Origin of the sequence: Oceanospirillum sp. (genome assembly GCF_048265165.1) — a bacterium.
Lineage (GTDB): Bacteria > Pseudomonadota > Gammaproteobacteria > Pseudomonadales > Halomonadaceae > Oceanospirillum.
This window is the reverse complement of the sequence record NZ_JBLXCD010000007.1, coordinates 22,139-35,074: the sequence shown is the minus strand read 5'-3', so window position 1 is coordinate 35,074 and position 12,936 is coordinate 22,139. Positions and strand designations below refer to the sequence as shown.

Below are 12,936 nucleotides of genomic sequence, written 5' to 3'. Positions count from 1 at the left end.
CAACACACCGGGGCTATAAAAAAAACAGCCTGAACCAGGATTCGGTTCAGGCTAGATATACTCGGCTTGAGTCTCGGGCTGTCAGGAGCGTGGAATCTGCAATCTCTGCCCTACATATAAGGTGTCTGAGCTCAGCTTATTGGCTTTGCGTAAACTACCTACTGAAATCCTGTTCCGGGATGCAATCCCGGAGAGTGTATCGCCTCTACTGACAACATAAAGGCGATCCTGTTTACTTTTTTCATATGCCAGCAATGTTCCCGGTGGCGGGTTCTTACTGAAGTGTTCTTTTACGCCCTTAACGATTGAGCGTGCCATTTTCCATTGATAACTGGAGCTTTGCAGTTTCTTTGCTTCACCGGGGTTAGAGATAAAGCCGGTTTCGATCAGAATAGAGGGGATATCCGGCGACTTCAGCACCACAAAACCAGCTTGCTCAACATCCCGTTTATGCAGTTTATTAACCCCCCCCATGGAGCGCAGTACACTTTGGCCTACCTTCAGACTATCCGACAAGGTTGCAGTCATCGTCAGGTCCAGCAGCACCTCAGCCAATACTCTGTCTTTATCATCCAGCTTCAGAGAACCTTCAACACCACCGATCAGGTCAGCACTGTTTTCAGAATCTGCCAACCAGCGAGCTGTTTCCGAGGTAGCTCCCCGTTGCGACAGGGCAAAAACAGAAGACCCCCGTGGACGATGATCTTTAAAGGCATCTGCGTGTATGGAAACAAGAAGGTCCGAGCGGAATTTACGTGCTCTCTCTGTACGGGCACGCAAGCCTACATAATAGTCCCCCGTTCGAATCATAGCCGGCGTATAACCGCGCTCTTTTTTCAGCAGGGATTCAACTTTTTTCGAAATGGCCAAAACAACCGTTTTTTCACGTACCCGACCAGGGCCTATTGCCCCAGGGTCTTCCCCCCCATGGCCGGCATCAATGGCGATAATAATATCGCGACCACCAGAGGGGTTTTCCGCAAGCTGACGAACGACTTTAGTTCGTTTAATCTTTTTCCTGTGAACCAGATCAATCACCAAACGGTCGCCATACTGCTTGTTAGGCTTAAGCAGAAAGCTTCGCGGCTGGACTTTGCTATTCAGATCCAGAACCACCCGCATGCCAGTACGATTCTTGACTGCAGTTCGAATTTTTCCAATCGGCGTATCTTTAAGTGATAGCGTCTCAAGGTTCGCTTTTGAGGATACATTATCCAGATCCACCACCAGACGATCAGGCCCACTGAGGCTAAAAACTTTATGCCCGACAGGCTGATCCAAATCAAAAACAATACGCGTATGATCAGGAGCAGGCCAAACACGCACATTTTCAATCTTCGCGGCATGGGCGAAGACAGTCGTCATTATGCAGACCAGCAGCAAAATAAAGGTCTGCAATCCTGATGGTATAGGGCTGTTTTTCCAAGCAGTCATAAATATTTGCCAGGCAGTGATAACGGTTTCATAGATTCTCTATCGGAAGGATGATTACAGCATTGTACGGAGCTGAGCCAAAATTTCAGCCCCTTTTGCCGTATAGGCTTTAAGTGCTGCAGCTCTGCCATCACCCTCCTTTGTCAGTGTCAACTCAATATCAGGTACAGGCAGTATGCCTTCCCCTTTATCCGGCCACTCGATGACACAAAGCGCCTGCTCATCGAAATAGTCGCGAATTCCCATATATTCAAGCTCTTCAGGGTCCGCAAGGCGGTAAAGATCAAAATGGTAAACCTGAGCCATTTCCGTCTCATAAGGTTCCACCAGGGTATATGTCGGGCTTTTTACCGCACCCTGATGGCCATAAGCTGCCAAAATCCCCCGGGTCATGGTGGTCTTTCCCATACCGAGAGTTCCCTGCAAAAAGAGAACACCACTTCCGGCGCATGCCCGGCCAAGTTTTTCACCAAACATCACCTGAGCCTGCTCATTCGGCAGTAGAATATTAACCATATCAGAACTCATTTTTTGTACACTCCGGATTCAGTAACACCCGTATTGGACGGATCAGATCTGCAGCCAGCAGCCCCCGTTCACCAAACTGAGTCGCTAACTGATCCGCTGCCAACCCATGAACCTGCGTCCCTACACACGCCGCATCATAACCGGACAGCCCCTGAGCCCGAAGAGCACCAATCAACCCCGCCAGAACATCACCCATACCACCACTTGCCATGCCAGGGTTACCACTGTTGTTTACCGACAGCAGGTTGCCATCAAAGATCAGAGTACCCGCACCCTTTAACAGAACAGACCCGCCAAATTTTTGCTGAATTCTTCGCACGGCACCCGGTCGATCCTGTTCAATCTCAGCCACAGAACACTCCAGAAGGCGGGCAGCCTCACCGGGATGAGGTGTCAGCACCCAGTTTTTAGCGCTGTCAGACAGTTGCTGCATAAAAGCCGGTTTAGTTGCCATCAGATTCAGAGCATCTGCATCGATAATTTTGGCACATGTCGCCAACATCGCTTTTTGCCACAGCTGCTGCCCCCAGCCTCCCTGACCAAGACCTGGGCCCAGCACAACCACATCACACCACTCAAGCCACTCATCCAGTTGGTGCATTGACGTTAAACCACTCACCATCAACTCTGGCTGACGGCTGATCAGTGCCGTAACATGCTCCGGACGGGTCATCACCTTGACCAACCCGGCCCCGGACCGGGCCGCAGTCTGTGACGCTAACATAATGGCACCGGCAAACCCCAGATCACCACCCACCAACAGAATACGTCCGCAATCACCTTTATGGGCCGTGCGGCGCCGGGGTTTAATCAGGCGGGCAATATCTTCCTGAGAGATCATCTCCGCTGTTTCGCTGACCTGTGCGCGCACCAACTCAGGCACCAAAAGCGGTTCAAAACGACGAATCCCCGCCAGAGCAGGCCCCTCTCCGGTCCAAAGCCCAATTTTTTTGCCGATAAAAGTTACCGTCAGATCCGCCTGAACCGCACAGCCCAGGGGAATTCCCCGATCCGCACACAGACCGGAGGGTACATCCACCGACAACACTGGCTTTTCGGAGCTGTTGATCTGGTCAATGACCGTATCAAAAGGTGCCTTAACCTCGCCGGACAGGCCAATACCCAACAGGGCATCAACAACCACCTGGCCGGTTATCACTGATTCAGGCTGCCAGCGCGTAACCACCACACCACGTTGTAGCGCCCACTGATAGGCCTCCTCAGCTTCACCGGATAAGGTTTTCGGGTCCGTTACCGCCAACACCTGAACCCGCATCGTACGCTTTGCCAGAGCTGCGATCACATAGCCATCCCCACCATTATTACCTCCACCACAAACCACTGTAATGGAGCGGGTATCAGGCCACTGGCGGGTCAAATGACGAAAAGCGGTTCGCCCCGCTTGCTGCATCAGATCGAATCCCGTGGTTCCGGCAGCAATAGTTAAACGATCCAGTTCACGAACCTGTTCTGCACGATATAGACGTTCATGGGAGGGCCAAACGATCATTTAGCGATATTCCTGTAACGTTGGTGAATGGCTTCAGATATTAGCGCCAACATCTGGTTTATTTCTGTGATGTCAGAATTCCGGTTTCTTCGATATCAGGGTGCCGGCTTGTTTTGCCGGGGGGATACGTTAAGCTTAGCGCCGAAAAAGACGCCCTGAATAATGATTAAATTATAGCCTGAGCGCAATCTCTGCCATAGTCGTTTCCCGGTTCATCTTAAGATATTTGTCTCAGGGGAAGCTCATAAGGCCTCACATTGCAGATAGCACCAAACGGTTCCTTCATGTCTGATCCAACCTCTCAGTCCGACCTTAAATTATTGCCCACAAGCAGTGCGCTATCATCTCAAATGCGCCAGCAACTCAGAGAGCAGATCAAAGTCTGGGGCCGTGAACTCGGCTTTCAGCAGATTGGCTTTGCCGATCCGGATCTGGGTGAACATGAACAGCACCTGCAGGACTGGCTGGACGCCGGTTATCACGGTGAGATGGACTATATGGCGAGCCACGGCACAAAGCGTAGCCGCCCGGACGAATTGGTGGAGGGCACTCGTACGGTGATCACCGCCCGCATGGATTATCTGCCCGCCGATGTGGAAACCACACGGTTGCTAAGTCAGGGAGAGAAAGCCTATATCTCCCGCTACGCCCTGGGGCGTGATTATCACAAACTGATTCGCAAACGCCTGACGCAACTGGCGAAAAAGATCGAAGCGGAAATCGGCCCCTACGGATACCGGGCTTTTGTCGACAGCGCTCCAGTACTGGAACGGGCGCTGGCAATGCGCTCGGGCCTTGGCTGGGTCGGCAAAAACGCCATGGTGATTCACCCCAAGGCAGGTTCTTTCTTTTTTCTGGGGGAGGTCATGGTCGAGCTGGATCTGCCTAAAGACTCGGCCTACCCAAAGGATCACTGCGGCTCCTGCAACGCCTGTCAAGTTGCCTGCCCCACCCAGGCCATTGTCGGCGACAAAGTTGTTGATGGTCGCCGCTGTATCTCCTATCTGACCATAGAGCTGAAAGGATCCATCCCTGAATCACTCCGCCCCGGCATCGGTAACCGTATCTTCGGTTGCGATGATTGCCAGCTGGTCTGCCCCTGGAATCGATTTACCAAACCCACTCAGGAATCCGATTTCACACCCAGACACAGCCTCGACAGCGCAGGCTTAGTAGATCTCTTTCTGTGGGATGAAGAAACCTTCCTCAGTAAAACTGAAGGCACTCCTATCCGCCGGGCCGGTTACGAGCGCTGGCTACGCAATATCGCCGTAGCCCTTGGCAACGCGCCGTCAACATCTGACGTTCTTACCGCCCTTATAAGTCGTCAACAGGATGACTCCGAAATGGTCAAAGAGCATGTCGAGTGGGCTTTAGCAATACACAAAGCCTCGCTGCCGGACTAACGACCTTTTTTACTCCCCTCACATCTCCATCTGGCATGACTCCTGCGACAGAGATTCAACAAGGCCAGTATCCGATGCAAATACCCCATTGGAGTGGACTTCTACGCCCTAAAAAAGTGCGCAACCACCAAGCCAACAGAGTAATGCACCTGACAGGTGCAATTTCAAGTTCATGGCCCAAAAACCACCCGTGAGCCCAGACGATTCGAAGCAACCCAGACGATACCGACATGCCAGCATCCCAAAAAGTTTTTAAGGTACGCCGCCATTACAACAAATGGGTTGCGAACCAGACCTTAGAAGATTTTGCCCTACGCTTCACGGCACGTTCAGCCCGGAATATGAGTATTGAGCGGGTCGCCCAAACCGCTCTTGGGGCTACCGCTTTTCTGGCTCTTGAGGGCATCGCCGCTGCCGTAACGTTAAATTATGGCTTTATCAACACCCTGACCGCCATGCTGTCGGTGTGCCTATTGTTTTTTATCACCGGCTTTCCCATCGCCTATTACAGTGCCAAGCACGGCCTGGATATCGACCTTCTGACGCGGGGAGCAGGCTTTGGTTATTTGGGTTCCACTATTACGTCGCTGATCTACGCTTCGTTTACCTTTATCTTTTTTGCCATTGAAGCAGTTATTCTCGCCTCAGCGCTGAATGCTCTGTTGGGAGTGCCTCTGGCGGTGGGCTACTTTATCTGTGCCATTGCAGTCATTCCCATCGTCACCCATGGCATCACCGCCATCAGCAAGTTTCAGGTGGGCACACAGGGACTATGGCTACTGCTTCAGTGCGCAGCTTTGGTCGTTGTGGTTCTCTTTGAATCAGGAGCCGTGCCCGGCTGGATGAGTTATGCCGGTGAGAGTGCCAAACTGCATAACCCTTCATCAGCACCACCTCTGGATGAATTCAATATTCTGATGTTTGGTGCTGCCGCCTCTGTATTTTTTGCCATGGCAGCCCAGATTGGCGAACAGGTGGATTACCTGAGGTTTATGCCGGAGAAAACACGGGAAAACCGAAAGCGCTGGTGGTTCTGGCTGATTATGGCAGGTCCCGGCTGGGTGTTTACCGGCGTGATCAAGATGCTGCTGGGCTCCTTTCTCGCCTATCTCGCCATTACCCGGGGGGTCAGCTTTGAGCAGGCAACCGACCCGACCTATATGTACCAGAAAGTCTTTTACTACCTGACCCACTCCGACGGTTTGTCATTAGTGCTGGCGGCACTAATGGTGATCATCTCCCAGATGAAAATCAACGTCACCAATGCCTATGCGGGCTCCATCGCCTGGTCGAATTTCTTCTCCCGCCTGACTCATTCACACCCCGGTCGCGTGGTCTGGCTGGTGTTCAATGTCACCATCGCACTACTGCTGATGGAGCTGGGCATCTATCAGGCCCTGGAAGCGATTCTTGGCATTTTTGCTATTGTAGCAGTAGCTTGGCTGGGCTCCCTATCCGCCGATCTTCTGATCAACAAGCCCCTTGGATTAAGCCCTTCCTATGTAGAGTTTAAACGGGCCCATCTCTACGATATCAATCCCGTTGGCGTCGGGTCCATGATGCTGGCAACGCTGTCAGGTATCCTCTGCTATCTTGGCTTTTTTGGTGACATTAGCCAGAGCCTGAGCCACTTTATTACCCTGCTGACCTGCTTTATCTCTGCGCCTCTGATCGCCTTTATCACCAGAGGTAAGTACTATCTGGCCCGCACATCACCGGAACTCATGCTAACGCCCTCAGACAACACAACATCTGCCGGTAAACCTCATGGGCACACTCTGCTTCAGTGTGGTGTCTGCGAGAACCATTTTGAAAACGAAGATATGAGTTACTGTCCCGCTTATGCCCTGCCGATCTGCTCCCTGTGCTGCACCTTGGATGTGCGCTGTATGGACAGCTGTAAACCCCACGCCAGGGTTTCCCGACAGGCGATTCACTTTTTATCCCTGTTTTTGCCCCGCAAACTGGTTCGGCAGATTAACTCACGACTCGGGCGTTTTGTCGGTATCCTATTGACTGTTAACCTGATGAATGCAGCCTTGCTGGCTGTTATTTATCGCCAGATGACACCTAAGACACTGGGTGAAACACTGCTGTTAACCCAGACAATCTGGACACTTTTCTTTACCCTGCTGATCGCATCTGGGGTTATCTCCTGGCTTTTCCTGCTGGCCCATGAAAGCCGGGTGGTTGCTCAGAAAGAATCTAACCGTCAGACCCGGAAACTTACCCGGGAGATCGACGCGCACAAAGAAACCGATCTGGCTCTGCAACAGGCCAAAGAGCTGGCTGAGCGGGCCAACGACGCTAAAAGCCGTTATCTGACCGGTATCAGCCATGAATTGAGAACGCCGCTGCAGTCGGTTATGGGTTACGCCCAACTTCTGTCGGATAAACCGAATACTCCCGCAAGCCACCAGAACGGACTAACAATTATTCAGCGAAGCGGGCAATACCTGACCGACCTGATTGAGGGACTGCTGGATATATCCCGCATTGAAGCGGGTCGTCTGGATCTGTTTAAGGGACGGGTGAACCTGCCCCAACTGATTGACCAGCTCACTGCCATGTTTGAGATGCAGGCCAGTCAGAAAAACATCCGCTTTCACTGCCGGATACAGGGGCCGCTCCCCCAGTGGGTCTCTACCGATGAAAAACGCCTGCGTCAGATTCTGATCAACCTGCTCTCCAATGCGGTGAAATATACCCAGAGTGGTCAGGTGGTATTCGAGGTCCGATACCGGAATCAGGTGGCGGAGTTCTCCATTGAAGACACAGGGCCCGGCATCTCAGAATCGGACCTGAGCCGGATATTTGATCCCTTCGAACGGGTCAGAAATTACGATACCGCTCAGCTACCGGGAACCGGACTTGGCTTGACTATCGTTCGTCTGCTCACCGATATCATGGGTGGCGACCTGCAGCATAAGAGCGAACCGGGTAAAGGCAGCTGTTTTCGGGTTTCACTGATGCTGCCTTGGATCAGTGAGCAAAGCCTTTCAGGGTCGGAACCGGTTCAGGATAACCGTCAACTGATCGGCTACGACGGATACCAGCGCACCCTCTGTATTGTCGATGATGACCCGGTCTTACGGGGGCTACTGTCAGATCTTCTGCAGCCCTTGGGCTTTATCATCCTTGAAGCCCATGATGGTGAAAACTGCCTGCGTATTCTGGAAGAGTTGCCCGGCAACCGAACCCCAGACCTGTTTCTGCTGGATATCTCCATGCCTGGTATAAATGGTCTGGAATTAGCCGCTCGGTTGCGCCAGAAAAATATTCAATCGCCCATTGTCATGCTGTCGGCAGATGCTCAGGAACATAACCGCAGCCCGGAATACAAAGCCGCCTTTAACGACTATCTGGTGAAACCCGTCAGCAACAGCGTCCTGCTGAAACGCCTCGGTGAACAGCTGGATCTGGAATGGGTTTATCAGGCGGAAGACGCTCAAATTCAGAGCCCAGAATTAAAAAAATCTGAACAGGGGGCACAAGAAAAATCTGAACAACCGCAGCCCGTCCCGCCAGCTGCTGACGAATCCGGGAGCAATCCTCTATGTGATCATCCGCTACTGCATGAACTAAAAGCCTTTGCCGAGATGGGCTATAAAAAAGGCGTTCAACGGTGTTTGGAACAACTCCGCAGTGAAATCAGCGCCAGCCAATACGACAACTACAAACAGCTGGCGGATAGCTTCCGCTTTCCGGACTTGGCGACAAAACTGACCCAGGATCTGAGTGGACCGGAATCCCCCAACAGCAACAACAATAACAAGGAGCTTCAACAATGACTCTCCCGGTCCTGCAAAAGGAATCATCCGTCATAAGCCGCAGTGATATCATCTTAGTAGTGGATGATTCGCCGGATGCCCTCAGCCTGATCAATGATGCACTGGAAGATGCGGGCATGGATGTACTGGTAGCTCTGGAGGGTCGTCAGGCGCTGAATATCGCCCGCAAGATGAAGCCGGATATGATTCTGATGGATGCCATCATGCCGCACATGGACGGCTTTGAAGCCTGCCGACAGATCAAAACAGACCCAGAGCTGGCTGCTATTCCCGTGATCTTTATGACAGGCCTGAACGACACCGATGATGTCGTACGCGGGCTGGAAGCCGGAGGGGTAGATTATCTGGTGAAACCGATCAACCCCCATGAATTGCTCGCTCGGATGAAGGTGCATCTGACCAATGCCCGACTGACCAATAGCGCACAGTCCGCTCTGGACAGCACCGGTCAGCACCTGATGACAGTCAATAAAAGCGGCACCATTCAGTGGGCTACACCGCAGTCTTACGGCCTTTTGGCCAAAGCCCGTGCCGATGAACATTGGCTGCAGCAGCACTTCACACCCCAGGTTAATCACTGGCTCAACCATCAGCCGGAACCGGATCATCAGTTACGCCTGACCGATCTGGATTACAAGCTGACCGTGCGCCTTGTCAGCCATCAGAGCAACGGCGATATCCTGCTCAAGCTACTGGACGGTGAGCGCCCCACCGGAGCTGCTCTGCTCAAACAGGCCTTACAGCTGACAGAGCGGGAATCGGAAGTGCTCTATTGGATCGCCAATGGCAAAACCAACCGCGATATCGGCGAAATTCTGGAGATGAGTCCCAGAACCGTCAACAAACACCTTGAGCAGATCTTCCCCAAACTGGGTGTGGAAAACCGAACCTCAGCCGCCGCTGTAGCACTGAAAGAGCTGACACACGCCGAGGGCTGAATACTTAACTGCTTAATGTTCCTATAAGTGCACATTAAGGGCGCATAGGTACATTAATGTCCCCGATGAGGCACTTTAAGCCAACTACGTCAAATGACGTACCCCGGTGCGTCATCCTCCCCATACCGCATCTGTGTGCCTTAGCCAATAATCGAATCAACTTCAGAAGATGCTTTTAAGCATCCCAACATTTTGATTGGCACGGGAAGGTACAGCATGAAAATGAAAACTATGGTTGCAGGTGTTGCTCTGGCAATGGGAACCAGTCTGGTGAGTTTTGGTGCACTGGCAGCAGATACCATTAAGGTGGGTGTTCTGCACTCTTTGTCCGGTACGATGGCAATCAGTGAAACCACACTGAAAGACACCGTTCTGATGATGGTGGAAGAGCAAAACAAAAAAGGTGGTCTACTGGGTAAACAACTGGAAGCCGTCGTGGTTGACCCGGCATCTAATTGGCCGCTGTTTGCTGAAAAAGCCCGTGAGCTGCTGACCAAAGAGAAGGTTGATGTAATCTTCGGCAGCTGGACCTCTGTTTCCCGTAAATCCGCTCTGCCGGTTCTTGAAGAACTGAACGGCCTGATGTTCTATCCGGTTCAGTATGAAGGCGAAGAATCTTCCAAAAACGTTTTCTACACCGGCGCGGCGCCAAACCAACAGGCGATTCCAGCGGTGGACTATCTGATGGATGAGCTGGAAGTGGAACGCTGGGTACTGGCGGGTACCGACTATGTTTATCCCCGTACCACCAACAAAATCCTGGAAGCCTACCTGAAATCTAAAGGTGTGGCCGAAAAAGACATTATGGTGAACTACACACCTTTTGGTCACTCCGACTGGCAGTCCATTGTTTCCGATATCAGCAAGTTCGGCAGCATGGGTAAAAAGACCGCGGTGGTTTCCACCATCAACGGCGATGCCAACGTGCCTTTCTACAAAGAACTGGGCAACCAGGGCATCTCCTCTGAAGATATCCCGGTTGTCGCCTTCTCCGTCGGTGAAGAAGAGCTTTCCGGTATCGATACCAAACCGCTTGTTGGCCACCTGGCCGCCTGGAACTATTTCCAAAGCGTGGATACCGAAGCGAACGAAGCCTTTATTAAAAAATGGAAAGCCTTTATCGGTGATAACAAACGAGTCACCAATGATCCGATGGAAGCGACCTATATTGGCTTCAAAATGTGGACTCAGGCAGTACAGAAAGCAGGCACCACAGATGTTGATTCTGTCGAGCAGGCGATGATCGGCCAGACAACAGCTAACCTGACCGGTGGTACTGCCAAGATGAACAAAAACCACCACCTGAGCAAACCGGTTCTGATCGGTGAAATTCAGGATAACGGCCAGTTTGAAGTCGTTTGGGAGACCGAAGGGGTTGTACCTGGTGACGCTTGGTCTGACTTCCTGCCGGGTTCCAAAGATCTGATCTCGGACTGGACGGCACCGATCTCCTGCGGCAACTACAACGTTGTGACCCGTACCTGCTCCGGTCAGAACTACTAACCCTCTCCTCACTGACTGCTCCTTAGGAGCAGTGCTGCGGTAGCTCCTGAGATCCTTGCTCTTCACAAGGATTTCAGGCTTTTCGCGGTCATTTTTCAGCCTTTCCTCTACCCTTCATCGTTTCCCGAACACCGATGAACCAGCAGGAAAACCTAAGGCAATAAGGAAAAGTGACCGCCGTTTTTCTGGAGTCCTGTTGTGAAACGATTTCTCACCCTTTGTGCTTTGCTCAGCGTCTGTCTGAGTTTTGGCCTGACCCAATCCGCTCAGGCCAGCTCTGCCACGGTTAAGCCTTTGCTGGCTGAACTGACCGAAAAGAGCCTGACCAAGGCGATCCCTGTGCTGGAACAACTTGAAGCCACAGGCTCCGACCGCGTGCTGCCGATTTTTCAGGCGATGCTCGGCGGTGATCTCTACTACATTAAAGCAGACCGACAGGTGATTGCTGTTAATGAGCTGAACGGAGAAAGTCAATTTGTCCGCATGCTCAATGGCGAGGTGATTCCTGCGCTGAATAAAAGAGCCATCAAAAAGATTCGGGTCAACAACAGACTTCGCAGCTACCTCAGAGGGGCGATTGCCCGTTTGCAGCTGGCATCAGATTCGGCCTCTGTGCGGGAAAGTGCCGTACGCAGCCTGTTGGCTGACCTGGATGCCGACACAGTTTCCATGATCAGCGAGCGCCGCCTTGTTGAAGAAAACATAAGTGTTAAAGCGATGATGGATCTGGCGCTGGCGATCCACAAGCTGAGCAGTGCACCTGAGGCTGTGGATAAACTGAACGCCATCAAAACTCTGGAAGGTAGTCTGGAAAATGATGTCCGCAATCTGCTGAACCGCTATGCCACCATGTCACCGGAGCACGTTGATTATCATAAAAGTGTCAGCGCAGCGGCGGCAAAAGCTCTGGTGAGCATTGAAGACAAAATCGAGTTTTACGCCTTTATCGATCAACTGTTTTTCGGCCTGAGCCTGGGCTCGGTTCTACTGCTGGCTGCGATCGGTCTGGCTATCACCTTCGGTGTGATGGGGGTCATCAATATGGCCCACGGTGAGATGATTATGCTGGGGGCTTACACCACCTATGTGGTTCAGCTGCTGATGCCGAATCATATTGAGTACTCGCTATGGGTTGCACTTCCTGCCGCCTTCGTAGTTTCGGGCCTGATGGGTATCGCAATTGAGCGTGGCGTTATTCGGCATCTCCATGGCCGTCCACTGGAAACCCTGCTGGCAACCTTTGGTATCAGTCTGATTTTACAGCAACTGGTTCGTACCATCTTCTCCCCCCTGAATCGGCAGGTAGCATCGCCGGAGTGGATGAGTGGCTCACTGGAAATCAACCCTGTGCTCTCTCTGACGCTGAACCGGCTTTATATTCTGGCCTTCGCCCTGATCGTTTTCTTTCTGCTACAGCTGATTCTGAAAAAAACCAATCTGGGTCTGAATGTGCGGGCGGTTTCCCAGAACCGCAATATGGCCCGGGCCATGGGCGTTCGTTCCGCCCGGGTTGATGCTATGACCTTTGGTCTGGGTTCCGGAATCGCCGGAATCGCCGGTGTAGCCCTCAGCCAACTAACCAATGTCGGTCCGAATCTAGGACAGGCTTACATCATCGACTCTTTTATGGTGGTGGTGTTTGGTGGTGTCGGCAATCTTCTCGGTACCCTGGTAGCGGCTTTCTCACTGGGTATCGCCAATAAGTTCCTGGAGCCGGTTACCGGTGCGGTTCTGGCCAGTATTCTGGTTCTGGTCTTTATCATCCTCTTTATTCAGAAGCGCCCTAAAGGCCTCTTCCCGCAAAAAGGGAGGGCTGCAGAATGAGT

General features: G+C 52.2%; 8 protein-coding genes. 5 read left to right on the top strand and 3 right to left on the bottom strand.

The window, feature by feature from the left end; all coding sequences use genetic code 11:
* Positions 1–81: 81 nt before the first annotated feature.
* The 3 genes from ACN0R8_RS13155 to ACN0R8_RS13145 all read right to left on the bottom strand — a co-directional run bounded on the left by ACN0R8_RS13155 (position 82) and on the right by ACN0R8_RS13145 (position 3,472).
* On the bottom strand, positions 82–1,365 hold the full coding sequence (locus tag ACN0R8_RS13155; protein WP_417598157.1) for an N-acetylmuramoyl-L-alanine amidase: 1,284 nt from the start codon (positions 1,363–1,365) through the stop codon (positions 82–84).
* 123 nt (positions 1,366–1,488) lie between these two features.
* Positions 1,489–1,962: a tRNA (adenosine(37)-N6)-threonylcarbamoyltransferase complex ATPase subunit type 1 TsaE gene (tsaE, locus tag ACN0R8_RS13150; protein WP_417598155.1), complete on the bottom strand. Its 474-nt coding sequence runs from the start codon at positions 1,960–1,962 to the stop codon at positions 1,489–1,491.
* Positions 1,952–3,472, bottom strand: a complete 1,521-nt coding sequence (locus tag ACN0R8_RS13145; protein WP_417598153.1) for an NAD(P)H-hydrate dehydratase — start codon at positions 3,470–3,472, stop codon at positions 1,952–1,954. The genes tsaE and ACN0R8_RS13145 overlap by 11 nt, the downstream gene beginning before the upstream one ends.
* 284 nt (positions 3,473–3,756) lie before the next feature.
* Between ACN0R8_RS13145 and queG the strand changes: the two genes are divergently transcribed.
* The 5 genes from queG to urtB all read left to right on the top strand — a co-directional run bounded on the left by queG (position 3,757) and on the right by urtB (position 12,934).
* Complete coding sequence (queG, locus tag ACN0R8_RS13140; RefSeq protein ID WP_417598152.1) at positions 3,757–4,878, top strand: tRNA epoxyqueuosine(34) reductase QueG; 1,122 nt, start codon at positions 3,757–3,759, stop codon at positions 4,876–4,878.
* A 230-nt stretch (positions 4,879–5,108) separates the two neighbouring features.
* Entirely contained in the window at positions 5,109–8,669 is a 3,561-nt protein-coding gene (locus ACN0R8_RS13135; protein ID WP_417598151.1) for an ATP-binding protein, read from the top strand.
* A complete protein-coding gene (locus ACN0R8_RS13130) occupies positions 8,666–9,607 on the top strand; it encodes a response regulator (RefSeq protein WP_417598149.1) in 942 nt (313 codons plus the stop codon). The genes ACN0R8_RS13135 and ACN0R8_RS13130 overlap by 4 nt, the downstream gene beginning before the upstream one ends.
* A 216-nt stretch (positions 9,608–9,823) precedes the next feature.
* Positions 9,824–11,110: an urea ABC transporter substrate-binding protein gene (gene urtA / locus ACN0R8_RS13125; protein WP_417598147.1), complete on the top strand. Its 1,287-nt coding sequence runs from the start codon at positions 9,824–9,826 to the stop codon at positions 11,108–11,110.
* Between the two features lie 198 nt (positions 11,111–11,308).
* Positions 11,309–12,934: an urea ABC transporter permease subunit UrtB gene (gene urtB / locus ACN0R8_RS13120; RefSeq protein ID WP_417598144.1), complete on the top strand. Its 1,626-nt coding sequence runs from the start codon at positions 11,309–11,311 to the stop codon at positions 12,932–12,934.
* Positions 12,935–12,936: the final 2 nt, after the last annotated feature.